Origin of the sequence: Burkholderia latens, assembly GCF_902499045.1 — a bacterium.
GTDB classification, from domain to species: Bacteria; Pseudomonadota; Gammaproteobacteria; order Burkholderiales; family Burkholderiaceae; genus Burkholderia; species Burkholderia latens.
In genome coordinates this window covers 16,036-39,475 of the sequence record NZ_CABVPL010000058.1, presented here as the reverse complement: position 1 = coordinate 39,475, position 23,440 = coordinate 16,036, and the positions used below count along the sequence as shown (strand labels likewise).

The window sequence follows — 23,440 nt, the reverse complement described above, 5'->3', positions numbered from 1 at the left end:
TACACCACGAGCCAAACTGTCCCGTGGCGGACGATAATGGCAGCTATACTTTACGGTCGTAAGGTTCGCCATCCGCACCAATCCGGTGCGGCGCCGGCCGACCGCCGTCCTGCCGCCTACCGCGCGTCACGACACTCGAACGACAGGAATCCACGATGGAGAAGCAACAAGAGTCGCGCGACGCCCAGAGCCGCGAGCCGCACCTGCGCAGCGTGCGGCTGACGAGCGACTTCAGCCTGCCGAAGCTGTCGGCGATCGAGATCGGCAGCTATCTGCTCGCCGTCGTCGCGATGGTGCTGGTCATCGAGCTCAAGCTGCTCGGCGGGCTGCTGGCCGGCATGCTGGTCTATCAGCTGATCCACACGATCGCGCCGGTCATCGAGCGCCACACCACCAGCATGCGCGCCCGCTGGGTCGCGGTCGTGCTGCTGTCGATCGCGATCGTCGGCGGGCTCACGGGCCTGACGATCGGCATCATCGAGCATTTCGAGCACACGGTGCCGAACCTGCAGAGCCTTCTTGGCCAGCTGATGCAGATAGTCGAGCAGACACGCGCGCGCACGCCGGCCTGGATCGCGAACCTGCTGCCGGTGGACGTCGAGCAGATGAAGGCGAAGGCGGCGCTGCTGATGCACTCGCACATGGATCAGCTGCAGCAAGGCGGCAAGAGCGTCGCGCGCGGCTTCGGCCACGTGCTGTTCGGGATGATCATCGGCGCGATGATCGCGATCGGCGTCGAGCACGGCAAGGTGCGCCGGCCGCTGTCGACCGCGCTCGTCACGCGCGTGTCGCGTTTCGCCGAATCGTTCCGCCGGATCGTGTTCGCGCAGATCAAGATCTCGGCGATCAACGCGGCGTTCACCGCGATCTACCTGCTCATCGCACTGCCGGTCTTCCATCAGCGGCTGCCGCTGTCGAAGACGCTCGTGCTCGTCACGTTCATCGTCGGGCTGCTGCCGGTGATCGGCAACCTGATCTCGAACACGCTGATCGTCGCGGTGTCGTTGTCGGTCAGCATGGGCACCGCGATCGCATCGCTCGCGTTCCTCGTGATCATCCACAAGCTCGAATACTTCCTGAACGCGAAGATCATCGGCGGGCAGATCGAGTCGCGCGCGTGGGAGCTGCTGCTCGCGATGCTGATCATGGAAGCCGCGTTCGGGCTGCCGGGCGTGATCGCCGCGCCGATCTTCTATGCGTACCTGAAGCGCGAGCTGTACATGCTGCGGCTGATCTGACGCGCCGCCGCCAGCGCGCCGCTCGTCACGCGATAAAAAAAACGCCGCGCACCGTAAAGTGCGCGGCGTTTTCGCTTGCGGCCGCGAGCGGCCGGCACCGGCTGCCGCCCGGCCCGAAGCGCCGATCAGCGGAACACGACCGTCTTCGTCCCGTTCAGCACGATCCGGTGCTCGACGTGCCACTTCACCGCGCGCGCGAGCGTCACGCACTCGACGTCGCGGCCGATCGCGGTGAGCTGGTCCGGCGTCATGCTGTGATCGACGCGTTCGACTTCCTGCTCGATGATCGGGCCTTCGTCGAGATCGGTGGTCACGTAGTGCGCAGTCGCGCCGATCAGCTTCACGCCGCGGTCGAACGCCTGATAGTACGGCTTCGCGCCCTTGAAGCTCGGCAGGAACGAATGATGGATGTTGATCGCGCGGCCGGCGAGCTGCTCGCACATGTTCGGCGACAGGATCTGCATGTAGCGCGCGAGCACGACGAGATCGGCCTGGTGTTCGTCGATCACCTCCAGCACGCGCGCTTCCTGCGCGGCCTTCGCCGCATCGGACGAGCCGCCGGCGAGCGGGAAGTGATGGAACGGAATGTTGTAGCTCGCGGCGAGCTGGTAGAACTCCTTGTGGTTCGACACGATCGCCGGAATCTCGATCGGCAGCTGGCCGGTGCGATAGCGGAACAGCAGGTCGTTCAGGCAATGGCCGATCTTCGACACCATGATCACGACACGCGGTTTCACCGACGCGTCGTGCAGTTCCCAGCGCATCGCGAACTGCTCGGCGAGCGGCGCGAATTCGTTGCGAAGCGTGTCGAGCGCCGACGCGGCATCCGTGCCGTTGGCGTCCTGCTCGAAGTGCACGCGCATGAAGAACTCGCCGGTGCGGCTGTCGCCGAACTGCGCGGAATCGAGGATGTTGTTGTTGCGCTCGAACAGGAAGCCCGAGACCGCGTGGACGATGCCGTGCCGGTCGGGGCACGACAATTTCAAGATAAAGCTGTGATCGGTCGACATGACCGCTACTCCCTTCGTTTCGGTATTCGTCAAATAGGCGCCCGCTCGGCCGCACCGGCGCACAAAGCGCGGGCCGGCTCCGCATGCGGCGCGGCGCTACGCGGCCGGCGCGAACAGCGCGTCGATGCCTGCGGCATCGGCCGCCGCAAGCCAGCGATGGCGCAGCAGCGTGTCGAGCATCGCGAGGCTCGCATCCATCGTCGCGCGGCCTTCGCGCAGCCACGTGATCACTTCGGGCACGCCGGCCAGCAGATGTTCGGCCACTTCGCCGTCCTGGTTGTGCGGCGCGAAGTCGCGCGGCAACGGCAGGTCGTACACGAAGATCAATTCGGACTGCGTGCCTTCCGGCAGCGAGCACAACACCTGCACCGCCCGGCCCGCGATCGCGCGCGCCGCGAGTTCGGCCGGCATGCCGGCCTCTTCCCAGCACTCCTTGATGAGCGTCTCGTGAACGCCCAGGCCCCAGCCGATGCCGCCCGCGACGACGTTGTCGAGCATGCCGGGGTCGGTGGCCTTGGTCGCGCTGCGGCGGCCGAGCCACATCTGCGGCGCGGCGGGCGAACCCGGCGCAACCGCATATTCTACGATGCCGTTCAGATGCACCGCATAAGTCTGCGTCCCGAAGAAGCGCGACGCGGCGCGCTCGATATACGCGAGCGGCGGATCGTCGAAGCGGTTGCGGATCGCATAGATCTCGTCGCGCCAGCCGGGAATCGCGCCTTCGGCGGCCAGCGCGCCGATCGCGCTCGCGAGCGCCATGCTGCGCGCATCGACCGTGTCGTAGCGCGCCGACAGCACGACGCGCTCGTCCGTCAGCTCGAACACGTCGGGCCAGCGCACGAGCTTCGCGACGTCGCTGCGCCGCACCCAGCCGACCTGCCGGCCGCCGATCTCGAAACGCAGATGCGCGGCCGGATCGAAGCGGCGCGCGGCCGCGATGCACGGAAACGTCATCGGCTTCAATCCTTCAGGGCGACGCGAATGCCGATCGCGATGAACGTCGCGCCGGCGATCCGGTCGAGCCACACGCCGGCCTTCGGGCGACGCTTCAGCCATGCGCCGATCACGCCCGCGCCGATGCCGAACAGCGAGAAGATCGCGGCCGTCTGCAGCATGAACAGCGCGCCGAGCTCGAACATCTGCAGCGTGACGCCCTGCACGCCGTGCGGATCGACGAACTGCGGCAGGAACACGACGAAGAACAGCGTGACCTTCGGGTTCATCAGGTTGCCGATCACGCTCTGCCGGAAGATCGCACCGAGCGGCTGCGGCGGGCGCGCGTGCGCATTCGAGAGGCCCTGGCTGCGCAGCGCCTTGATGCCGATCCATACGAGATACGCGGCGCCCGCCAGCTTCAGCGCCTGGAACGCGACCGGCGACGAACGCAGCACGGCCGCGACGCCCAGCGCCGCGAGCGTCGTATGGAACAGGATGCCGGCGGTGAAGCCGAGCGCCGCGACGAAGCCGGCCGCGCGGCCCTGCGAGATCCCGCGCGCCAGCACCTGCAGGTTGTCGGGACCGGGCGCGAACGTGATCGCGATCGACGTGGCGAGAAACAGCATGAAATTGGGCATCGTGACCTCTCGGCGTGGGCCGGCGTTCAGTGGCTCACTGGCTCAGTGGCCGGCGAATTCGGTGACGGTGTAGACGGGCAGCCCGGCATTGCGCAGCAGCGTCGAGCCGCCGAGATCGGGCAGGTCGATGATCGCCGCGCCCTCGACGACCACCGCGCCGAGCCGCTGCAGCAGGTTGCGCCCCGCCATCATCGTGCCGCCGGTCGCGATCAGGTCGTCCATGATGATCACGCGATCGCCGGGGCGGCACGCGTCTTCGTGGATCTCGACCGTCGCGCTGCCGTATTCGAGGTCGTACGACTCCGAGCGCGTCTTGTACGGCAGCTTGCCGACCTTGCGGATCGGCACGAAGCCGACGCTCAGCTCGTACGCGACGATCGGCGCGATGATGAAACCGCGCGCGTCGAGCCCCGCGACGTAGTCGAGCTTCGCATCGACATAGCGCTCGACGAACAGGTCGACGAGGATGCGCAGCGCCTTCGGGCTCTGCAGCAGCGTCGTAATGTCGCGGAACTGCACGCCCGGCTGCGGCCAGTCGGGCACCGTGCGGATCTGGCTGTGGATGAAGGCGACCGGATCGAGCGGTGCGCCCGACGACGAATGCGGCATGAAACTCTCCGAAAAAAACGGTGCGCGAAGATCGGGCACCGTTTCGAACAAATACGGGTCAGGTTATGGCATCGACTCGCTGAATCGACACACGCGTGGCGTCGCGGCTCATGCGACCGCGGCCGGCGGTTCGCGCCGATGCCGCGACAGCCGCTCCTCCGCGAGCGCGAGCGCTTCGGGCAATCCGCGCAGCACGACGATGTCGCTCGCGCGCAGCTTGGTCTGCGGATCGGGTTCGACGCCGCGGATCCCGTGCCGGCGGATCGCCGTGACTTCGAGCCCGAGCGCGTACAGCCCGAGCTCCTCCAGCGAGCGCCCGACCGCGTCCGCGCGCGCATCGACCGGCACCGATTGTAGCCGCACCTGCTCGTGATCGTCGTCGTCCGCGTCGTCCGCGCCGTGGAAATAGCCGCGCAGCAGACTGTAGCGTTCGTCGCGCATCTCCTCGACGCGCCGCACGACCTTGCGCATCGGCACGCCGACCAGCACCAGCGTGTGCGACGCGAGCATCAGGCTGCCCTCGACGATCTCCGGAATCACTTCCGTCGCGCCGGCCGCGAGCAGTTTCTCGAGGTCGGCGTCGTCGACCGTGCGCACGATCGCGGGCAGCGTCGGCTCGAGCTCGTGCACGTGATGCAGCACGCGCAGCGCGGACGGCGTGTTCGCATACGTGATCGCGACGGCCGCCGCGCGATGGATACCGGCCGCGAGCAGCGACTCGCGGCGCGCCGCGTCGCCGAACACGACCGATTCGCCGGCCGTCGCCGCCGCGCTCACGCGATCGGGGTCGAGGTCGAGCGCGACGTACGAGATGCCTTCCTGCTCGAGCATCCGCGCGAGGTTCTGGCCCGCACGGCCGTAGCCGCAGATGATCACGTGGCCGCGCTGCTTGAGGCTTTGCGTCGCGATCCGCGTCATCTGCAGCGACTGCTGCATCCATTCCGTCGACGACAGCCGCATCACGATCCGGTCGGCGTTCTGGATCAGGAACGGCGCGGCGAGCATCGACAACAGCATCGACGCGAGGATCGCCTGCAACAGCGTCGAATCGACCAGATGCCGGTCGAGGATCAGGTTCAGCAGCACGAAGCCGAATTCACCGGCCTGCGCGAGCCCGATGCCGGTGCGCATCGCGACGCCCGGCGTCGCGCCGAACAGCCTCGCGAGCCCCGCGATCATCGTCGCCTTGAACAGGATCTGCCCGACGAAGAAGCCGAGCACGATCAGCGGATGCTCCCAGATCACGCGCGGATCGAGCAGCATCCCCGTCGTCACGAAGAACAGCCCGAGCAGCACGTCGCGGAACGGCTTGATGTCTTCTTCCACCTGATGGCGGAACGGTGTCTCGGAGATCAGCATCCCCGCGATGAACGCGCCGAGCGCGAGCGACAAGCCGAAGCGGTCGGTGATGAACGCGGCGCCGAGCGTGACGAGCAGCAGGTTCAGCACGAACAGCTCCTGCGAGCGGCGCCGCGCGACCACGTTGAGCCAGCGCGTCATGAACCGCTGGCCGATGACGAGCAGCAGCGCGAGCGCGATCACGATCTTGACCGCCGCGAAGCCGAGCGTGAGCGCGAGATCCTTCGACGATTCGGCGCCGAACGCGGCGATCACGATCAGCAGCGGCACCACCGCGAGATCCTGGAACAGCAGCACGCCGAAGATGTTGCGGCCGTGCTCGGTCTCGATCTCGAGCCGCTCGGCGAGCATCTTCGACACGATCGCCGTCGACGACATCGCGAGCGCGCCGCCGAGCGCGACGCTGCCCTGCCACGTGATGTGCATCCAGCGCTCGAACAGCGCGCCGAGCACGACCGCGACCGCAAGCGTCACGACCACCTGCAGCAGCCCGAGCCCGAACACGAGCCGCTGCATCGCCCGCAGCTTCGCGAGCGAGAATTCGAGGCCGATCGAGAACATCAGGAACACCACGCCGAATTCCGCGAGATGCTCGGCCCGCTCGAGGTCCGCGGCGACGCCGAACGCGTGCGGGCCGACCAGGATGCCGACGGTCAGATAGCCGAGCATCGGCGGCAGATTCAGCGAGCGAAACACGACGACGCCCACCACCGAGGCCAGCAGCAGCAGCAGGGTCATTTCGAGCGGGGAAATCACGGGCGAAGCGTCCTCGTTCGTCGGGGCCACGGCAATGCGGGCGCGGGTGGTGGCGGTGGACCGGCAACCTCGGACAAGTCCGAAGGCGCGGCGCGGCGAACAAACGCCTTTGCTATACTCCGCGCATGATAGCGAAAATCAATGATGATCGGGCGCTCGCGCTCGCCCGCGACGTGCTCGACATCGAGGCGGACGCCGTGCGCGCGCTGCGCGACCAGCTCGACGGCGACTTCGTCCATGCCGTTGCGCTGCTGCTCGGCTGCCGCGGGCGCGTCGTGGTATCCGGCATCGGCAAATCGGGGCATATCGCCCGCAAGATCGCAGCCACGCTGGCGAGCACCGGCACGCCGGCCTTCTTCGTCCATCCGGCCGAGGCCAGCCATGGCGACCTCGGGATGGTCACCTCCGACGACGTCTTCATCGGCATCTCCTATTCGGGCGAGTCGGAAGAACTCGTCGCGATCCTGCCGCTCGTCAAGCGGATCGGCGCGAAGCTGATCGCGATCACGGGCCGCGCGGAATCGAGCCTCGGCACGCTCGCCGACGTGAACCTGAACGCGGCCGTCTCGAAGGAAGCGTGCCCGCTGAACCTCGCGCCCACCGCGAGCACGACCGCCGCGCTCGCGCTCGGCGACGCGCTCGCCGTCGCGGTGCTCGACGCGCGCGGTTTCGGTTCCGAGGACTTCGCGCGCTCGCATCCGGGCGGCGCGCTCGGCCGCCGCCTGCTCACGCACGTGCGCGACGTGATGCGCTCGGGCGACGACGTGCCGCGCGTCGGGCTCGACGCGACGCTGTCGGATGCACTGTTCCAGATCACCGCGAAACGGATGGGCATGACGGCCGTGATCGGCGACGACGGCCGCGTGGCCGGCATCTTCACCGACGGCGATCTGCGCCGCGTGCTTGCGCGCGACGGCGATTTCCGCACGCTGCCGATCGCCGACGTGATGACGCGCGCACCGCGCACGATCGGCCCCGATCAACTCGCGGTCGAAGCCGTGGAACTGATGGAGCGCCACCGGATCAACCAGATGCTCGTGGTCGATGCGGACGGCGCGCTGATCGGCGCGCTGAACATGCACGACCTGTTTTCGAAGAAGGTGATCTGATGAGCGCAGCGCTGACTGCGGCGGAACGCGCGAGCCGCGTGAAGCTGATGATTTTCGACGTCGACGGCGTGCTGACCGACGGCGGCCTGCTGTTTACCGCGGCCGGCGACGCGATGAAGTCGTTCAATTCGCTCGACGGCCATGGCGTGAAGCTGCTCGGCGAGGCCGGCATCGCGACCGCGATCATCACCGGCCGCCGCTCGGACATCGTCGCGGCGCGCGCGAAGGAAATGAAGATCGCGCACCTGTTCCAGGGCGTCGAGAACAAGCTCGCCGTGTTCGCCGACCTGACCGCATCGCTCGGCATCGGCGCCGACGCGTGCGGCTACATGGGCGACGACTGGCCCGACCTGCCGGTGATGCTGCGTTGCGGCTTCGCGGCCGCGCCGGCCAACGCGCACCCCGAGGTGATCGCCCGCGCGCACTGGGTGGCCGAGGCCCGCGGCGGCCACGGCGCGGTGCGCGAAGTGTGCGACGCGATCCTGCGCGCGCAGCGCCGCTACGACGCGCTGCTCGCGGCCGCCTGCGGAGCCTGACGGATGAACACGCATTTCCGCTGGACCCAGTTGCTGCCGCTCGTCGCGGTCGCCGCGCTCGCGGGCGTCACGTGGTGGCTGCTGCAAGCGACGCTGCCGCCGCCCGGCGAGGGCGCCGCGCAGCCGAAGCGCCACACGCCCGACTATTTCGCGGACAACTTCTCGGTCACCGAGCTCGACCAGACCGGCACGACGCAGTACCGGCTGACGGCCGCGAAGCTGATCCATTACGAAGACACGGAGAACAGCGACCTGACCGATCCGGCCATGCGCGCGTTCCAGCCCGGCAAGCCGGTCGTGACGACCACCGCGAAGCGCGGCACGGTCAACGGCGACGTGTCGATCGTCGACCTGTACGACGACGCGCGCATCCGGCGCGTGGCCGGCGGCGGCGATCCGCAGATGCAGGCCGATTCCCAGCATTTCCGGATCTTCGTCAATGACGATGTGATCCAGACCGAAAAGCCGGTTAAACTTCAGCGCGGCCTGTCGCTCGTCAACGCGACCGACGGCATGAAGTACAACAACGTCACCCGGGTCATCGAGCTTTACGGCAACGTGCGCGGCACGATCGCCGCCGCGGACACGTCCGGCGGCTCGAAAGGTCAACCCAAGTGACGCATCCCTCACGTGACTGCATGAACGAACCGTTCCCTCGACAGAATTCCGGCGGCGCTGCGCGCGCCGTCCGCGCCGCGCTCGCCGCGACGCTCGTGGCGCTCCCGCTCGTCGGGCTGGCGCCGCTCGCCCATGCCGAGAAGGCCGACCAGAACAAGCCGATCAACGTCGAGGCCGACAATCTGACCTATGACGACCTGAAGCAGGTGACGGTCGCGACCGGCAACGTCGTGATCACGAAGGGCACGATCATCATCAAGGGCGACCGCGTCGAAGTGCGCCAGGACCCGGAAGGCTATCAGTACGCGACGTCGTTCGGCAGCGGCAAGAAGCATGCGACGTTCCGCCAGAAGCGCGAAGGTCTCGACGAATACATCGACGGCGACGCCGAGCGCATCGACTACGACGGCAAGCAGGACCTGACGACGCTGACGACGGCCGCGACCGTGCGCCGCCTGCAGGGCACGTCGACGATCGCCGACACCGTGCACGGCAGCGTGATCACGTACGACGGCCAGCACGACTTCTACACCGCGAAGGGCGGCAAGGACGTCGCGGCGCCGGGCAACCCGAACGGCCGCGTGCGCGCGATGCTGTCGCCGAAGAACGGCGGCGCCGGGCCGCTGAACGGCGCGCCGGCGAAGCTGTCGCCGTCGACCACGATCCAGGGAGCGCCGGGCCAATGAACGCGCTCCCGAACCGCCAGCCGGCCGGCACGACGAGCTCGCTCGTCGTCCGCAACCTGAAGAAGCGCTACGGCTCGCGCACGGTCGTCAAGGACGTGTCGCTCGACGTGAAGAGCGGCGAAGTCGTCGGTCTGCTCGGCCCGAACGGCGCCGGCAAGACGACGTCGTTCTACATGATCGTCGGCCTCGTGCCGCTGGATGCGGGCGAGATCTCGTTGAACGGCAGCTCGATCAGCCTGCTGCCGATCCACAAGCGCGCGTCGCTCGGCCTGTCGTACCTGCCGCAGGAAGCATCGGTGTTCCGCAAGCTGACCGTCGAGGAGAACATCCGCGCGGTGCTCGAGCTGCAGCACGGCGAAGACGGCAAGCGGCTGTCGAAGGATGCGATCGCGTCGCGCACCGAGGCGCTGCTGGACGAGCTGCAGATCGGCCATTTGCGCGAGAACCCGGCGCTGTCGCTGTCCGGCGGCGAACGCCGCCGCGTGGAAATCGCGCGCGCGCTCGCGACCAATCCGAGCTTCATCCTGCTCGACGAACCGTTCGCCGGCGTCGACCCGATCGCGGTGCTCGAGATCCAGAAGATCGTCAAGTTCCTGAAGCAGCGCAATATCGGCGTGTTGATTACCGATCACAACGTCCGCGAAACGCTCGGCATCTGCGACCACGCGTACATCATCAGCGACGGTTCGGTGCTCGCCGCCGGCGCGCCGAGCGAAATCATCGAAAACGAAAGCGTGCGCCGCGTCTACCTCGGCGAACACTTCCGCATGTAACTCCCCCTGGCTGGCTGCACCCTGCCCGGCATCGCCGCGCAGGGCCGCGCCCGCACGCCCCCGCGCAGCGGCCTGCGCGCCCGGGCGCCGCGCCGCGCGTAATCGCGGATGGCTCAATGCGCCTGGGTCGTGGCAAACTGCCGGTATGACTCCCTCTTTGCCATGAAAGCCAGCCTTCAACTCCGCCTGTCGCAACATCTAGCGCTGACCCCGCAACTTCAGCAGTCGATCCGGCTGCTGCAGCTGTCGACGCTCGAACTGCAGCAGGAAGTCGCGATGGCCGTCGCGCAGAATCCGCTGCTCGAAAACGATGACGAATGGATCGCGAGTCCGCTGCGCGTCGCGGCGGACGGATCGCTGATCGCGCAGACACCGCCCGGCCAGAATGCCGAACCGAGCGTATCGAACGGCAGCAGCCAGTCCGGCGACCGTGCCGAACGCGACGAGCCGGCCGGTGCCGACGAATACGACGGCTACGCGTCCGGCGACGCCAGCGACGGCCCGCAGTGGAATCTCGACGAATTCGGTCGTTCGAGCGGCGCATCGGACGATGACGACCTCCCGCCGCTGCAGGTCCAGGAAGCCGCGACGTCGCTGCGCGACCATCTGTCCGCGCAACTGCGCGTCACGCAGGCGAGCCCGCGCGACCGCGCGCTCGTGATGTTCCTGATCGAATCGCTCGACGACGACGGCTACCTGACCGCGTCGCTCGACGAGGTGCTCGCCGACTTGCCGCCCGAACTCGAAATCGACTGCGACGAACTGAATGCGGCGCTCGCGCTGCTGCACAGCTTCGATCCGCCGGGAGTCGGGGCCCGCTCGGCGTCCGAATGCCTGAAGCTGCAATTGCTGCGCCTCGATCCGTCCCCCACGCGCACGCTCGCGCTGGAAATCGTGTCGCAGCACCTGGAACTGCTCGCCGCGCGCGATTTCACGCGGCTGCGCAAGCACCTGAAGGCGACCGACGACGCGCTGCGCGACGCGCATGCGCTGATCCGCTCGCTGGAGCCGTTCCCGGGCGCCGCGTACGGCAAGGCCGAGGCCGACTACGTCGTGCCCGACATCATCGTGAAGAAGGCCGGCCAGGGCTGGCTCGCGGAACTCAATCCGGAAGTGATGCCGCGCCTGCGGATCAACAACCTGTACGCGAACATCCTGCGCAACAGCCGCGGCGATCCGGCGGCCGGTTCGCTGAAACAGCAGCTGCAGGAAGCGCGCTGGCTGATCAAGAATATCCAGCAGCGCTTCGACACGATCCTGCGTGTCGCGCAGGCCATTGTCGAGCGTCAGAAGAATTTCTTTGCGCACGGTGAAATTGCCATGCGCCCCTTGGTTTTGCGGGAAATAGCTGATACGCTGGGCCTACACGAGTCGACTGTCAGCCGTGTGACAACCGGCAAGTACATGCTGACCCCGTTCGGGACGCTTGAATTTAAGTACTTCTTCGGATCACACGTTTCGACCGACACCGGAGGCGCCGCATCGTCGACCGCCATCCGAGCCCTGATCAAGCAACTGATAGGAGCTGAAGACCCAAAATCGCCACTTTCGGACAGCCGCATTGCCGAGCTGCTGGCAGAACAGGGTTTCGTGGTCGCGCGCCGCACGGTTGCCAAATATCGCGAAGCCCTCAAGATCCCGGCAGTGAATCTGCGCAAGTCTCTTTAAGCCTGCTGCCTGCCCGGCGGCAGGCGTGTTCCGGCCACCGCGCATACGGGGAACAGGCCGGGCGACCTGTCCGCGATTCCGCTGCCACGTGCGGCGGGGGCAAGTCGACCGGAGCGCCGCCTCGATGCGGCCGGGTGGTCACTCGCTTGGAGAAGCACTATGAACCTGAAGATCAGTGGACATCATCTGGAAGTCACGCCTGCAATTCGCGAATACGTGATCACCAAGCTGGACAGGGTGCTACGCCATAGCGATCAGGTGATCGATGGCACTGTGATCCTCTCGGTCGACAACCACAAGGAAAAGGACAAGCAGCAGCGTGCGGAAATCAATCTGCACCTGAAGGGCAAGGACATCTTCGTCGAAAGCGCGAACGGCAACCTGTACGCTGCGATCGATCTGCTGATCGACAAGCTGGATCGCCAGGTCGTCAAGCACATGGAGCGTCTGCAGACCCATGCGCACGACCCGATCAAGCTCCAGCCGTCGATCGACCAGATCGAACTGCCGCCGCAATAACGGTCAACGCAACACGCACGCCGCCCGGTTCGCCGGGCGTTTTTTTTGTGTCCGTGCGGTCGTGGTGCGACCGGTCCGTCCATGCTGCGCCACGCGCGCGGCTGTGCTCTATAATGTCCCGGTTATCGCCGGGGGGCATCGGGTGCGATCACTGCGTTGCAGGGCACCCGTGCCGAACGCCTTGATATCGCCGAACATGGAAGATCAGTCTGCCGCCGCAAGGAGACCCCAGGCCGCCCAATCGCCTGCCAACATGAATCGCCTAGCCAAAATCCTGCCCATAGAGAACGTCGTCATCGACCTCTCCGTCACCAGCAAGAAACGCGTCTTCGAACAAGCCGGATTGATCTTCGAGAATCAGAACGGCATCGCGCGCAGCACCGTCACGGACAACCTGTTCGCGCGCGAGCGCCTCGGCTCGACCGGGCTGGGCGAAGGCGTGGCGATTCCGCACGGGCGCATCAAGGGCCTCAAGCACCCGCTCGCCGCGTTCGTGCGGCTGGCGGACGTGATCCCGTTCGAAGCGCCCGACGGCCAACCGGTCGGTCTCCTGATTTTCCTGCTCGTCCCCGAGCAAGCCACCCAGCAGCACCTCGAGATCCTGTCGGAAATCGCGCAACTGCTGTCCGATCGCGACGCGCGCGAGCGTCTGCACAACGAAACGGATATCGCCGAGTTGCATCGCCTGCTCACTCAGTGGCAACCTTGAGTTGATCCGGGCGGAATATTTTCCCGAACGAGGCGGCACGCGCCGCCGTCCAGGGCCGCCCGGCGCCGGCCCGGCATGGCGACGCCCGTCGCCGCGCGCATGCACCGGCTCATTGGAGTGACGAGAGTCATGGATACGTCCAGCATCAACGCCCAGAGCATCTTCGACGACAACGCGGCCACGCTGAAGCTGAGCTGGCTGACGGGGCATGAAGGCTGGGAGCGCGGTTTCTCGGCCGACACGGTCGGCAACGCAACGTCGAGCGCCGACCTCGTCGGCCACCTGAACCTGATCCACCCGAACCGGATCCAGGTGCTCGGCGAAGCCGAAATCGACTACTACCAGCGGCAGACCGACGAAGACCGTTCGCGCCACATGGCCGAGCTGATCGCGCTCGAGCCGCCGTTTCTCGTCGTCGCCGGCGGCGCCGCGGCGCCGCCGGAACTCGTGCTGCGCTGCACGCGCTCGTCCACGCCGCTGTTCACGACGCCGATGTCGGCCGCCGCGGTGATCGACAGCCTGCGGCTCTACATGTCGCGCATCCTCGCGCCCCGCGCGACGCTGCACGGCGTGTTCCTCGACATCCTCGGGATGGGCGTGCTGCTCACCGGCGACTCCGGGCTCGGCAAGAGCGAGCTCGGCCTCGAACTGATCAGCCGCGGCCACGGCCTCGTCGCCGACGACGCCGTCGACTTCGTTCGACTTGGCCCCGATTTCGTCGAAGGCCGCTGCCCGCCGCTGCTGCAAAACCTGCTCGAAGTGCGCGGCCTCGGCCTGCTCGACATCAAGACGATCTTCGGCGAAACCGCGGTGCGCCGGAAAATGAAGCTGAAGCTGATCGTCCAGCTGGTGCGCCGCCCGGACGGCGAATTCCAGCGGCTGCCGCTCGAAAGCCAGACCGTCGACGTGCTCGGTCTGCCGATCAGCAAGGTGACGATCCAGGTGGCGGCCGGCCGCAACCTCGCGGTGCTGGTCGAGGCCGCCGTGCGAAACACGATCCTGCAGTTGCGCGGCATCGACACGTTGCGCGACTTCATGGATCGGCAACGGCTCGCGATGCAGGATCCCGACAGTCAGTTCCCCGGCAAGCTCGTGTAACCTCCTCGCGCCGGCCTCGCAGCGCCGACGCGTCGAGCCGGTGCTATGATGAAACGTCAGGATTCTCAGCTTCCCATGCGCATCGTCCTCATCACCGGCATCTCCGGCTCAGGCAAGTCCGTCGCGCTGAACGCGCTCGAGGACGCAGGCTACTACTGCGTCGACAACCTGCCGCCGCACGTGCTGCCCGAACTCGCCCGTTATCTTGCCGAGGGCGGCCAGCATCGGCTCGCGGTGGCGATCGATGCGCGCTCCAGCGCGTCGCTCGACGAAATGCCCGGCCTGATCCGCTCGCTGTCGCTCGAGCACGACGTCCGCGTGCTGTTCCTCAACGCGAGCACGCAGGCGCTGATCCAACGCTTCTCCGAAACGCGCCGGCGTCACCCGCTGTCCGGCTCGCCGTCGCACGACGCGAACGTCGGGCTGCTGTCGTCGCTCGAGGAAGCGATCGAGCGCGAACGCGAACTCGTCGCGCCGCTCGCCGAATTCGGACACCAGATCGACACGAGCACGCTGCGCGCGAACGTGCTGCGCACGTGGGTCAAGCGCTTCATCGAGCAGAAGAACAACGACCTGATGGTGATGTTCGAGTCGTTCGGCTTCAAGCGCGGCGTGCCGCTCGACGCCGACCTGATGTTCGACGTGCGCGCGCTGCCGAATCCGTACTACGACCATGAGCTGCGCCCGCTCACCGGGCTCGACCAGCCGGTCATCGCGTTTCTGGACGCACTGCCGATCGTCCACCAGATGATCGACGACATCCATGCGTTCCTGATGAAATGGCTGCCGCACTTTCGCGAAGACAACCGCAGCTACCTGACCGTCGCCATCGGCTGCACGGGCGGTCAGCATCGCTCGGTGTTCATCGCGGAAACGCTCGCCGCGCGCCTCGCGCACGATGCGAACGTGATCGTGCGGCATCGTGACGCGCCCGTGGATGTCGACGCGTCGTCGCGGCTCGTCACCGAGGTCGACCGACCTTAGCGACACCCGCCCTCTCGCCGGCGCGCCATGTCTACCCTATCGACCACCCTGATCGACTTGCCGCTGTTTCCGCTGCACACGGTGCTGTTTCCCGGTGGCTGGCTGCCGCTCAAGGTGTTCGAGGCGCGCTATCTCGACATGTGCCGCGCATGCCTGCGCGACGACGCGCCGTTCGGCGTGTGCCTGCTCAAGAGCGGCCCCGAAGTCGCACAGGACGGCGCCGTGTCGGTGCCCGAGACCATCGGCTGCATGGCGCGCATCACCGAATGCGACACCGGCGAATTCGGGATGCTGTATCTGCAGGCAGTCGGCACGCAGCGTTTCGAACTGCTGTCGTATCGCGTCGAGGCGAACGGGCTGCTGGTCGGCATCGCGGAACCGCTGCCAGACGACATTCCGCTCGAAGGCGAACAGGCGCTCGCGCAATTCGGCTCGTGCGCCGAGGTGCTCGAGCGAATCATCGAAGCGCTGAAGAAGACCGAGCCGGACAAGATGCCGTTCGCCGAACCGTTCCGCCTCGACGATCCGAGCTGGGTGTCGAACCGCCTTGCCGAACTGCTGCCGCTCGACCTGCGCGCGCGGCAGAAGCTGATGGAGTTTCCAGACGTCGGCGCGCGGATCGATGCCGTGCACCACGTGCTCGACCGGCACGGTTGGCTGTAGGCGCCCGCCGACTTGTCGCGGCGCACCGGCGCCGCGCCGTCAATCCCGCGATTACTCCGTCCGATCGACAAGCCGCCCTTGGGCGACGCTGCGCTTCCGCGAGCGCACGCGCCGCTTCCCGTTTCGTTACAGCAGCGGCCCGCTAAGCGCATCGAGCAGCTTGCGCACGGGCGCCGGCACGCCATACGCGTCGAGCGCGGCGAGCGGCACCCACGCCGTCTCGGCATCCTGCGCGTGCGGCGGGCCGCCGTTCGTCACGTCGCTGAGCCGCGGCTCGATCTCGAGCCGGAAATGCGTGAACGTGTGCGTAAACGGCGCGAGCGGCACCGGGCCGGCGCCGCCGAAGCCGCGCGCGAGCTCGGCCAGCGCGGCATCGCCGTCGGCTTGCGGCAGACACCACAACCCGCCCCAGATGCCGGACGGCGGGCGCCGCTCGAGCAGCACCGCGTCGCCGTCGCGCAGCACCAGCATCCACGTCTTGCGCGTCGGCACGGCCTTCTTCGGTCGCGCGGCCGGCAGTTCGCGCTGCCGGCCCGTCGACTGCGCGACGCAGTCGCCCGCGAACGGGCAGCGCGCACAATCCGGCTTGCCGCGCACGCACAGCGTCGCACCGAGGTCCATCAGCCCCTGCGTATACGCGCTCACGTCGGCCGCGTTCGCGGCATCCGGCAGCAGCGACTCGGCCAGCGCCCACATGTCGTTCTCGACCCGCTTCTCGCCCGGAAAGCCCTCGACGCCGAACACGCGCGCGAGCACGCGCTTCACGTTGCCGTCGAGGATCGTCGCGCGCGCACCGTATGCGAACGACGCGATCGCCGCGGCCGTCGAGCGGCCGATGCCGGGCAGCTCCGCGAGCGCGTCCGGTGTCGCCGGGAATACGCCGCCATGCTCGGCGGCCACCACCTGCGCGCAGCGGTGCAGGTTGCGCGCGCGCGAGTAATAGCCGAGGCCGGCCCACAGCGCCATCACGTCGTCGGCGGGCGCGGCCGCGAGCGCGCCGACGTCGGGAAAGCGCTCGAGAAAGCGCGCGTAATACGGGATGACGGTCGACACCTGCGTCTGCTGCAGCATGATTTCCGACAGCCAGATCCGGTACGGATCGCGGGTGTTCTGCCACGGCAGGTCGTGGCGGCCGTGCTCGCGCTGCCACGCGATCAGGCGCGTGGCGAACGTGCGGTGCAGCGGCGTGACGGGAAACGGAGCGGGGGCGATACGGGGCGGCTTCAAGTGTTCGAATCTTCGGAAAAGGTTGCAGCGCGGCGTTCAACGCTGGCAGGTCGGGCAGAAATAGGTCGAGCGCTGGCCCTGCACGATCTGGCGGATCGGCGTGCCGCACACGCGGCAAGGCAGCCCCGCGCGGTCGTAGACGAAGCAGTCGAGCTGGAAGTAGCCGCTTTCGCCGTTGCTGCCGACGAAATCGCGCAGCGTGCTGCCGCCGCGCTCGATCGCGTCGGCGAGCGTCGCGCGCACCGCGTCGGCGAGCCGCTCGTAGCGCGGCAGCGAGACCTTGCCGGCGGCGGTCGTCGGCCGGATGCCCGCGCGGAACAGGCTCTCCGATGCATAGATGTTGCCGACGCCGACGACCATGTCGCCCGCGAGCAGCGCCTGCTTGACCGACACCGTGCGACCGCGCGTGCGCGCGTGCAGCAGCGCGCCGCTGAACGCGGGCGAGAACGGCTCGACGCCGAGGCTCGCGAGCAGCGGATGCGCATGCACGTCGCCCGCTTCGCGCGGGTGCCACAGCACGGCGCCGAAACGGCGCGGATCGCGGAACCGCAGCACGAATTCGTCGAAGATCCAGTCGATGTGGTCGTGTTTCGCGGCGACGGGCACGCCGGCTGCGGGCAGCACGCGCAGCGTGCCCGTCATCCCGAGATGGACGATGAACCAGCCCGCGTCGACCTCGAACAGCAGGTATTTGCCGCGACGCTCGACGGCGAGCACCTCGCGTGCGCGCAATTGCTCCGCGAGCCCGGCCGGCACGGGCCAGCGCAGCATCGCGGTACGGACGTCGACACGCTCGACGCGGCGGCCCGCGACAAAGGGCGCGATGCCCCGGCGCGTGACTTCGACTTCTGGCAACTCTGGCATGTTTTGCGGGTCTGAGGCGGGATTCACGATCGTGCGTGTATTGTAGCGAGCGCGTTACAATCGGTTGAAACATCGAACGGATTTCCATGACCTTGCCCTCGAAGATGCCCCTGAAGCGCCCCGCCGCCGCGTGCGGCGCGCGTGCCTTCCCGGTCCGCCGTGCGCTCGGCGCCGCGCTGTTCGCCGCCTGGACCCTCACCGCCTTCCCGGCTCACGCGCAGGGTCCGGCATCGGACGACGCGGAGCCGCAGGGCGCGTTCGAGCACGTGATGCCGGACGAGAAAAAGGATCTCCCGGGCGTCCCGCTGACGAGCCAGATCGTCTACCAGGTGCTCGCCGCGGAGGTCGCGCTCCAGCGCAACCAGCCGGCACCGGCCTACCAGACCTATCTCGCGCTTGCCCGCGACACGCGCGATCCGCGCATGGCGCAGCGTGCGACCGAGATCGCGCTCGGCGCGCAAAGCCCGGCCGACGCGCTGTCGGCGGCCAATCTGTGGCGCCAGTACGCACCCGATTCGAACCGCGCGTCGCAAGTCGACGCCGCGCTGCTCGTACTCGCCGGCAAGCCGGCCGATGCGCAGCCGATGCTCGCGCGCGAGCTGGCGCGCGCGACCGGCGAAACGCGCGGCCCCGCGATCCTCGCGCTGCAGGCGCTGCTGGTGCGCGGCTCCGACCGCGTCGGCGGCCTCGCGGTGCTGAAGGACATGCTGAAGAACGACATGAACCGCCCCGAGGCGCACCTCGCGATCGCGCGGCAGCAGCTCGCGGTCGACGACAAGGAAGGCGCCGCGCAGTCGCTGAAGCAGGCGCTGCAGATTCGCCCCGACTACCTGCCGGCAGCGCTGATGCTGTCGCAGATGGGCCCCGCGGAGCGCGCGGCCGGCATCGCGTCGTTCGAGAAATATGTTCAGCAGAATCCGAAGTCGCGCGACGCGCGGCTCGCGCTGTCGCAGCTCTATCTCGCCGACGATCGCCTCGACGACGCGCAGAAGCAGTTCGAGACGATGCGCAAGCTCGACGCGAAGGATCCGACGCCGCTGATGGCGCTCGCGCTGATCAAGATCCAGCAGAAGAAGCTCGACGACGCGACCGCGTACCTGAAACAGTACGTGCAGCTCGGCGACAAGCAGCCGAACCTCGACGTCGGCCAGGGGTACATCTACCTCGCGCAGATCGCGATCGAGCAGGGCAACGACGCGCAGGCGTCGCAGTGGCTCGACAAGGTCGACCAGACGAGTCAGCACTACCTCCCCGCGCAGATCACCCGTGCGCAGCTGCTGCAGAAACAAGGCAAGATCGACGAGGCGCGCAAGGTGCTCGACGATCTGCCGATCAGCGATCCGCGCGATGCGGCCGTCGTCGCGCGCACCGATGCGTCGATCCTGTTCACCGCGAAGCGCTATCCGGAGGCCGAGGCGCGGCTCGGGCGCGCAGTCGAGGACTTCCCGGACGATCCGGACCTGCGCTACGACTACGCGATGGCGGCCGAAAAAACCGGCCACTACGCGACGATGGAAAAGCAGCTGCGCGAGCTGATCCGCACGCAGCCCGACAATCCGCAGGCGTACAACGCGCTCGGCTATTCGCTCGCCGATCGCAACCAGCGCCTGCCGGAGGCCAGCAAGCTGATCGACAAGGCGCTGTCGCTCGCGCCGAACGACGCGTACATCATGGACAGCCTCGGCTGGGTGAAGTACAGGATGGGCGACACGGCCGGCGCGGCGAAGGTGCTGCGACGCGCATACGAACTGCAGCCGAACGCCGAGATCGGCGCACACCTCGGCGAGGTGCTGTGGAAGAGCGGCGCGCAGGATGACGCGCGCACCGCGTGGCGTGCCGCGCAGAAGCTCGAGCCCGACAACGAAACGCTTGTGCAGACGCTGAAGCGCTTGCAGATCAACGGCCTCTGATGCGGATGTTCCCGATGCCTTTCCTGTCTTCCCGCGCGCAGCGCACGCTGGCCGCGGCCGCCGCGGCGTTCGCGCTCGCGGGCTGCGCGAGCACGCCGCCTTCGGCGAATGCGCCGGCGGGCGCCGGGCTGCAGACGGCTGCGACGCATGCCTATCACGGCCGCTTCGCCGTGCAGTACAACGACCGCCTCGGCCGGCAACAGAACGTGTACGGCAACTTCGACTGGCAGGAGCACGGCGACGACGTGTCGCTCGAACTGCGCAGCCCGCTCGGGCAAACGCTCGCGATCGTCAAGTCGACGCCGCGGGCCGCGTCGCTCGAACTGCCGAACCGCCAGCCGCAATACGCGACGGACGTCGGCGAACTGATGCAGAACACGCTCGGCTTCTCGCTGCCGCTGGCCGGCCTGCGCTACTGGCTGCTGCCGACGCCCGCACCCGCGACGCCCGCGCAAACGGTACGCGATCCTGCCGACGCCGCGCGGCTGAAGCAGATCCGCCAGGACGGCTGGACGATCGACTACCTCGCCTACGCGGACGCACCGGCCACCGGTGTCAAACGCGTGAACCTCGTGCGCGCGACGCCGCCGCTCGACATCAAGCTCGTGCTCGACCAGTAAGCACGCGAACCTAGCCCCGACATACGCATGACCGATTCGATCCGCTCGCTGCGCAACTGCCTCGCGCCCGCGAAACTCAACCTGTTCCTGCACATCACCGGCCGTCGTCCGAACGGCTATCACGATCTGCAGAGCGTGTTCCAGCTGCTGAACTGGGGCGACACGCTCCATTTCACGCTGCGCGACGACGGTCGCGTCGCACGCGTCACCGACGTGCCGGGCGTGCCCGAGGAAAGCGATCTCGTCGTGCGCGCGGCCAACCTGCTGAAAGCGCATACGGGCACCGCGGCCGGCGTCGACATCGAGATCGACAAGTGCCTGCCGATGGGCGCGGGCCTCGGCGGCGGCAGTTCCGACGCGGCCACGACGCTGCTCGCGCTGAACCGCCTGTGGCAACTCGACCTGCCGCGCGCGGAATTGCAGTCGCTCGCGGTAAAACTCGGCGCCGACGTTCCGTTTTTCGTTTTTGGAAAAAATGCGTTCGCAGAGGGTATCGGAGAAGAATTAGCTGAGGTAGAATTGCCGACTCGCTGGTTCCTGGTTGTGACGCCGCGAGTGCATGTCCCCACCGCTGAAATTTTTTCAGACGAGTTGTTGACAAGGGACACAAAGCCAGTCACAATTGCTGACTTTCTTGCACGGCAAAACAGCGATGCGGGATGGCCAGACAGTTTCGGCCGGAACGATATGCAGCAAGTTGTGACAAGTAAGTACGCGGAAGTTGCACAGGTGGTCAAATGGTTGTATAATGTGACCCCCGCGAGGATGACCGGCTCCGGAGCTAGCGTGTTTGCAGCATTTCCCAGCAAGCACGAGGCAGAAGCGGCGAAAGCCAAGCTGCCCACCGGTTGGAACGGTGCAGTTGCCGAGAGTCTGAACGAGCATCCGCTCTTCGCTTTCGCGTCATGAAGTTTTGCTTTGCCGGATGGCCTACAAGTCCGGTGAAGTTATCAGTTGAGTGTAGGGGAGTCGCCAAGTTGGTCAAGGCACCGGATTTTGATTCCGGCATGCGAGGGTTCGAGTCCTTCCTCCCCTGCCAAAAATTTTCCCGCATTTCCCGCCTAAGCCTGAAGCAGGTGCACGATGAGCAGCCACAGCCATGATGGCCTGATGGTCTTTACTGGCAACGCGAATCCCGCGCTGGCCCAGGAAGTCGTCAATATCCTTGGAATTCCCCTCGGCAAAGCAATGGTCAGCCGTTTCTCCGACGGCGAAATCCAGGTCGAGATCCAGGAAAACGTGCGCGGCAAGGACGTCTTCGTCCTGCAATCCACGTGCGCGCCGACGAACGACAACCTGATGGAACTGATGATCATGGTCGACGCGCTCAAGCGTGCGTCCGCCGGCCGGATCACCGCCGCCATCCCCTACTTCGGCTATGCCCGCCAGGACCGTCGCCCGCGCTCGGCGCGAGTCGCGATCTCGGCGAAGGTCATCGCGAACATGCTGGAAATCGCCGGCGTCGAGCGGATCATCACGATGGATCTGCACGCCGACCAGATTCAAGGCTTCTTCGACATCCCGGTCGACAACATCTACGCAACGCCGATCCTGCTGGGCGACCTGCGCAAGCAGAACTACTCGGATCTGCTCGTCGTGTCGCCGGACGTCGGCGGCGTGGTCCGCGCCCGCGCACTCGCGAAGCAGCTGAACTGCGATCTCGCGATCATCGACAAGCGTCGCCCGAAGGCGAACGTCGCCGAAGTGATGAACATCATCGGTGAAGTCGAAGGCCGCACCTGCGTGATCATGGACGACATGGTCGATACGGCCGGCACGCTGTGCAAGGCCGCGCAAGTTCTCAAGGATCGTGGCGCGAAGCAGGTATTCGCGTACGCGACGCACCCGGTTCTGTCGGGCGGCGCCGCCGAGCGTATCGCCGCATCGGCACTCGACGAGCTGGTCGTCACCGATACGATTCCGCTGTCGGCCGAATCGCTGGCCTGCTCGAAGATCCGCTCGCTGACGAGCGCGAGCCTGCTGGCAGAAACGTTCTCGCGGATTCGCCGCGGCGACTCGGTGATGTCGCTGTTCGCGGAATCCTGATCGCGGAACGACACGATTTAGCATGCGCAGAAAGCGAAGCGGCAACGCTTCGCTTTTTGCACAATCGGACGGGATAGACGAAACCCCGTCCGTTTCATCGGGGGCCGCCATTTCGCCGGCCCCGTTTTACTGCCTGGTCGCGGGCAGCAATTGGAGAATCACATGAAAGTCGTCGCTTTCGAGCGCCAACAGCAAGGTACGGGTGCGAGCCGCCGCCTGCGCAACGCCGGTAAGACCACGGGTATCGTCTACGGTGGCGAAGCAGCCCCGCAAAAGATCGAACTGGATCACAACGCGCTGTGGCACGCACTGAAGAAGGAAGCCTTCCACTCGTCGATCCTCGACCTGGAAATCGCTGGCCAGTCGCAACAGGTTCTGCTGCGCGACGTGCAATACCACCCGTTCAAGCAACTCGTGCTGCACGTTGACTTCCAGCGCATCGACGCGAAGAAGAAGCTGCACACGAAGGTGCCGCTGCACTTCCTGAACGCTGAAATCAGCCCGGCAGTGAAGCTGTCGAGCGCAGTCGTCTCGCACGTCGCGACGGAAATCGAAGTCGAGTGCCTGCCGTCGGCGCTGCCGGAATTCCTCGAAGTCGATCTGTCGAAGATCGAAGCAGGTCAGTCGCTGCACGCGAAGGACATCGCACTGCCGAAGGGCGTCGCGCTGGTCGCGCACGTCGACGCGGAAAACCCGGTTGTCGCATCGGCGACGGTCCCGGCTGGCGCCGTGTCGGACGCAGCAGGCGAAGGCGAAACGCCGGCTGCCTAAGCGGCTGCCTACACGCCATTCGATCCGTTTCGCGAAACGGTCGACGCAACCCGCCGCGGCTTGCCCGGCGGGTTTTTCTTTTTCTGCGCCCAG

Annotated in this window: 25 protein-coding genes and 1 tRNA gene; 18 read left to right on the top strand and 8 right to left on the bottom strand. The window is 66.9% G+C overall.

Annotated features, from left to right (window positions below; all coding sequences use genetic code 11):
• Window positions 1–155 precede the first annotated feature (155 nt).
• Window positions 156–1,238: an AI-2E family transporter gene (locus BSE24067_RS28365; protein WP_170297512.1), complete on the top strand. Its 1,083-nt coding sequence runs from the start codon at window positions 156–158 to the stop codon at window positions 1,236–1,238.
• Window positions 1,239–1,363: 125 nt separating this feature from the next.
• Here the strand turns inward: BSE24067_RS28365 and purU are convergent, their stop codons facing one another.
• From purU to BSE24067_RS28340, 5 genes are all read right to left on the bottom strand, one after another.
• Window positions 1,364–2,248, bottom strand: coding sequence for a formyltetrahydrofolate deformylase (gene purU, locus BSE24067_RS28360; RefSeq protein WP_151066186.1), 885 nt, complete (start codon window positions 2,246–2,248; stop codon window positions 1,364–1,366).
• A gap of 96 nt (window positions 2,249–2,344) precedes the next feature.
• Entirely contained in the window at window positions 2,345–3,202 is an 858-nt protein-coding gene (locus BSE24067_RS28355) for an NUDIX hydrolase (protein ID WP_151066187.1), read from the bottom strand.
• A 5-nt stretch (window positions 3,203–3,207) separates the two neighbouring features.
• Window positions 3,208–3,822 carry a LysE family translocator gene (locus tag BSE24067_RS28350; protein WP_151066188.1) on the bottom strand — a complete coding sequence of 205 codons (615 nt, stop codon included), beginning with the start codon at window positions 3,820–3,822 and terminating at the stop codon, window positions 3,208–3,210.
• A 42-nt stretch (window positions 3,823–3,864) separates the two neighbouring features.
• Window positions 3,865–4,431, bottom strand: a complete 567-nt coding sequence (locus BSE24067_RS28345; RefSeq protein WP_151066189.1) for an adenine phosphoribosyltransferase — start codon at window positions 4,429–4,431, stop codon at window positions 3,865–3,867.
• Window positions 4,432–4,539: 108 nt separating this feature from the next.
• Window positions 4,540–6,546, bottom strand: a complete 2,007-nt coding sequence (locus BSE24067_RS28340; protein WP_151066190.1) for a monovalent cation:proton antiporter family protein — start codon at window positions 6,544–6,546, stop codon at window positions 4,540–4,542.
• 125 nt (window positions 6,547–6,671) lie between these two features.
• On the opposite strand from BSE24067_RS28340, the gene kdsD reads away from it, so the two are divergent.
• From kdsD to BSE24067_RS28285, 11 genes are all read left to right on the top strand, one after another.
• Complete coding sequence (gene kdsD, locus BSE24067_RS28335) at window positions 6,672–7,655, top strand: arabinose 5-phosphate isomerase KdsD (protein ID WP_151066191.1); 984 nt, start codon at window positions 6,672–6,674, stop codon at window positions 7,653–7,655.
• Window positions 7,655–8,191, top strand: coding sequence for a KdsC family phosphatase (locus BSE24067_RS28330; protein WP_151066192.1), 537 nt, complete (start codon window positions 7,655–7,657; stop codon window positions 8,189–8,191). The genes kdsD and BSE24067_RS28330 overlap by 1 nt, the downstream gene beginning before the upstream one ends.
• A gap of 3 nt (window positions 8,192–8,194) precedes the next feature.
• Window positions 8,195–8,809: an LPS export ABC transporter periplasmic protein LptC gene (lptC, locus tag BSE24067_RS28325; protein WP_151066193.1), complete on the top strand. Its 615-nt coding sequence runs from the start codon at window positions 8,195–8,197 to the stop codon at window positions 8,807–8,809.
• Between the two features lie 20 nt (window positions 8,810–8,829).
• Window positions 8,830–9,495, top strand: coding sequence for a lipopolysaccharide transport periplasmic protein LptA (gene lptA, locus BSE24067_RS28320; RefSeq protein ID WP_040142004.1), 666 nt, complete (start codon window positions 8,830–8,832; stop codon window positions 9,493–9,495).
• On the top strand, window positions 9,492–10,268 hold the full coding sequence (gene lptB / locus BSE24067_RS28315; RefSeq protein WP_040142006.1) for an LPS export ABC transporter ATP-binding protein: 777 nt from the start codon (window positions 9,492–9,494) through the stop codon (window positions 10,266–10,268). Before lptA ends, lptB begins: the two co-directional genes overlap by 4 nt.
• 162 nt (window positions 10,269–10,430) lie before the next feature.
• On the top strand, window positions 10,431–11,936 hold the full coding sequence (locus BSE24067_RS28310; protein WP_151066194.1) for an RNA polymerase factor sigma-54: 1,506 nt from the start codon (window positions 10,431–10,433) through the stop codon (window positions 11,934–11,936).
• Between the two features lie 159 nt (window positions 11,937–12,095).
• Window positions 12,096–12,455 carry a ribosome hibernation-promoting factor, HPF/YfiA family gene (gene hpf / locus BSE24067_RS28305; protein WP_006477786.1) on the top strand — a complete coding sequence of 120 codons (360 nt, stop codon included), beginning with the start codon at window positions 12,096–12,098 and terminating at the stop codon, window positions 12,453–12,455.
• Between the two features lie 196 nt (window positions 12,456–12,651).
• A complete protein-coding gene (locus BSE24067_RS28300; RefSeq protein WP_151066195.1) occupies window positions 12,652–13,164 on the top strand; it encodes a PTS sugar transporter subunit IIA in 513 nt (170 codons plus the stop codon).
• Between the two features lie 129 nt (window positions 13,165–13,293).
• Entirely contained in the window at window positions 13,294–14,262 is a 969-nt protein-coding gene (gene hprK, locus BSE24067_RS28295) for an HPr(Ser) kinase/phosphatase (protein WP_006483133.1), read from the top strand.
• Between the two features lie 75 nt (window positions 14,263–14,337).
• Window positions 14,338–15,246 (top strand): RNase adapter RapZ, encoded by a 909-nt coding sequence (gene rapZ, locus BSE24067_RS28290; protein WP_151066196.1) that lies wholly within the window; start codon window positions 14,338–14,340, stop codon window positions 15,244–15,246.
• A 27-nt stretch (window positions 15,247–15,273) separates the two neighbouring features.
• On the top strand, window positions 15,274–15,909 hold the full coding sequence (locus BSE24067_RS28285) for an LON peptidase substrate-binding domain-containing protein (protein WP_151066197.1): 636 nt from the start codon (window positions 15,274–15,276) through the stop codon (window positions 15,907–15,909).
• 126 nt (window positions 15,910–16,035) lie between these two features.
• Here the strand turns inward: BSE24067_RS28285 and mutY are convergent, their stop codons facing one another.
• On the bottom strand, window positions 16,036–17,136 hold the full coding sequence (gene mutY / locus BSE24067_RS28280) for an A/G-specific adenine glycosylase (RefSeq protein WP_151066198.1): 1,101 nt from the start codon (window positions 17,134–17,136) through the stop codon (window positions 16,036–16,038).
• Window positions 17,137–17,172: 36 nt separating this feature from the next.
• Entirely contained in the window at window positions 17,173–18,000 is an 828-nt protein-coding gene (gene mutM / locus BSE24067_RS28275; protein ID WP_151066199.1) for a bifunctional DNA-formamidopyrimidine glycosylase/DNA-(apurinic or apyrimidinic site) lyase, read from the bottom strand.
• An 86-nt stretch (window positions 18,001–18,086) separates the two neighbouring features.
• Here mutM and BSE24067_RS28270 point away from each other — a divergent pair, with 86 nt between their 5' ends.
• The 5 genes from BSE24067_RS28270 to BSE24067_RS28250 all read left to right on the top strand — a co-directional run bounded on the left by BSE24067_RS28270 (window position 18,087) and on the right by BSE24067_RS28250 (window position 22,576).
• Complete coding sequence (locus tag BSE24067_RS28270) at window positions 18,087–19,910, top strand: tetratricopeptide repeat protein (protein WP_151066200.1); 1,824 nt, start codon at window positions 18,087–18,089, stop codon at window positions 19,908–19,910.
• The gene (gene lolB / locus BSE24067_RS28265; protein WP_151066201.1) at window positions 19,910–20,530 is read left to right on the top strand and encodes a lipoprotein insertase outer membrane protein LolB; all 621 of its coding nucleotides are present in this window, start codon (window positions 19,910–19,912) and stop codon (window positions 20,528–20,530) included. The genes BSE24067_RS28270 and lolB overlap by 1 nt, the downstream gene beginning before the upstream one ends.
• Window positions 20,531–20,557: 27 nt before the next feature.
• The gene (ispE, locus tag BSE24067_RS28260; RefSeq protein WP_151066202.1) at window positions 20,558–21,439 is read left to right on the top strand and encodes a 4-(cytidine 5'-diphospho)-2-C-methyl-D-erythritol kinase; all 882 of its coding nucleotides are present in this window, start codon (window positions 20,558–20,560) and stop codon (window positions 21,437–21,439) included.
• 53 nt (window positions 21,440–21,492) lie between these two features.
• Window positions 21,493–21,569 (top strand) — tRNA-Gln (locus BSE24067_RS28255).
• Between the two features lie 44 nt (window positions 21,570–21,613).
• A complete protein-coding gene (locus tag BSE24067_RS28250; protein ID WP_040142028.1) occupies window positions 21,614–22,576 on the top strand; it encodes a ribose-phosphate pyrophosphokinase in 963 nt (320 codons plus the stop codon).
• A gap of 126 nt (window positions 22,577–22,702) precedes the next feature.
• On the opposite strand, the gene BSE24067_RS33020 is transcribed toward BSE24067_RS28250, so the two are convergent.
• Entirely contained in the window at window positions 22,703–22,849 is a 147-nt protein-coding gene (locus BSE24067_RS33020; RefSeq protein ID WP_315854979.1) for a ribose-phosphate pyrophosphokinase, read from the bottom strand.
• On the opposite strand from BSE24067_RS33020, the gene BSE24067_RS28245 reads away from it, so the two are divergent.
• A complete protein-coding gene (locus tag BSE24067_RS28245; protein WP_341772581.1) occupies window positions 22,793–23,347 on the top strand; it encodes a 50S ribosomal protein L25/general stress protein Ctc in 555 nt (184 codons plus the stop codon). The two genes, BSE24067_RS33020 and BSE24067_RS28245, sit on opposite strands and share 57 nt — an antisense overlap.
• The last annotated feature ends 93 nt before the right edge of the window (window positions 23,348–23,440 follow it).

Excerpts from the sequence above, each read along its gene's own strand:
- BSE24067_RS28365 (WP_170297512.1), top strand. The coding sequence starts at position 156 with ATGGAGAAGCAACAAGAGTCGCGCGACGCCCAGAGCCGCGAGCCGCAC.
- purU (WP_151066186.1), bottom strand. The coding sequence starts at position 2,248 with ATGTCGACCGATCACAGCTTTATCTTGAAATTGTCGTGCCCCGACCGG.
- BSE24067_RS28355 (WP_151066187.1), bottom strand. The coding sequence starts at position 3,202 with ATGACGTTTCCGTGCATCGCGGCCGCGCGCCGCTTCGATCCGGCCGCG.
- BSE24067_RS28350 (WP_151066188.1), bottom strand. The coding sequence starts at position 3,822 with ATGCCCAATTTCATGCTGTTTCTCGCCACGTCGATCGCGATCACGTTC.
- BSE24067_RS28345 (WP_151066189.1), bottom strand. The coding sequence starts at position 4,431 with ATGCCGCATTCGTCGTCGGGCGCACCGCTCGATCCGGTCGCCTTCATC.
- kdsD (WP_151066191.1), top strand. The coding sequence starts at position 6,672 with ATGATAGCGAAAATCAATGATGATCGGGCGCTCGCGCTCGCCCGCGAC.
- BSE24067_RS28330 (WP_151066192.1), top strand. The coding sequence starts at position 7,655 with ATGAGCGCAGCGCTGACTGCGGCGGAACGCGCGAGCCGCGTGAAGCTG.
- lptC (WP_151066193.1), top strand. The coding sequence starts at position 8,195 with ATGAACACGCATTTCCGCTGGACCCAGTTGCTGCCGCTCGTCGCGGTC.
- lptA (WP_040142004.1), top strand. The coding sequence starts at position 8,830 with ATGAACGAACCGTTCCCTCGACAGAATTCCGGCGGCGCTGCGCGCGCC.
- lptB (WP_040142006.1), top strand. The coding sequence starts at position 9,492 with ATGAACGCGCTCCCGAACCGCCAGCCGGCCGGCACGACGAGCTCGCTC.
- BSE24067_RS28310 (WP_151066194.1), top strand. The coding sequence starts at position 10,431 with ATGAAAGCCAGCCTTCAACTCCGCCTGTCGCAACATCTAGCGCTGACC.
- hpf (WP_006477786.1), top strand. The coding sequence starts at position 12,096 with ATGAACCTGAAGATCAGTGGACATCATCTGGAAGTCACGCCTGCAATT.
- BSE24067_RS28300 (WP_151066195.1), top strand. The coding sequence starts at position 12,652 with ATGGAAGATCAGTCTGCCGCCGCAAGGAGACCCCAGGCCGCCCAATCG.
- hprK (WP_006483133.1), top strand. The coding sequence starts at position 13,294 with ATGGATACGTCCAGCATCAACGCCCAGAGCATCTTCGACGACAACGCG.
- rapZ (WP_151066196.1), top strand. The coding sequence starts at position 14,338 with ATGCGCATCGTCCTCATCACCGGCATCTCCGGCTCAGGCAAGTCCGTC.
- BSE24067_RS28285 (WP_151066197.1), top strand. The coding sequence starts at position 15,274 with ATGTCTACCCTATCGACCACCCTGATCGACTTGCCGCTGTTTCCGCTG.
- mutM (WP_151066199.1), bottom strand. The coding sequence starts at position 18,000 with ATGCCAGAGTTGCCAGAAGTCGAAGTCACGCGCCGGGGCATCGCGCCC.
- BSE24067_RS28270 (WP_151066200.1), top strand. The coding sequence starts at position 18,087 with ATGACCTTGCCCTCGAAGATGCCCCTGAAGCGCCCCGCCGCCGCGTGC.
- lolB (WP_151066201.1), top strand. The coding sequence starts at position 19,910 with ATGCGGATGTTCCCGATGCCTTTCCTGTCTTCCCGCGCGCAGCGCACG.
- ispE (WP_151066202.1), top strand. The coding sequence starts at position 20,558 with ATGACCGATTCGATCCGCTCGCTGCGCAACTGCCTCGCGCCCGCGAAA.
- BSE24067_RS28250 (WP_040142028.1), top strand. The coding sequence starts at position 21,614 with ATGAGCAGCCACAGCCATGATGGCCTGATGGTCTTTACTGGCAACGCG.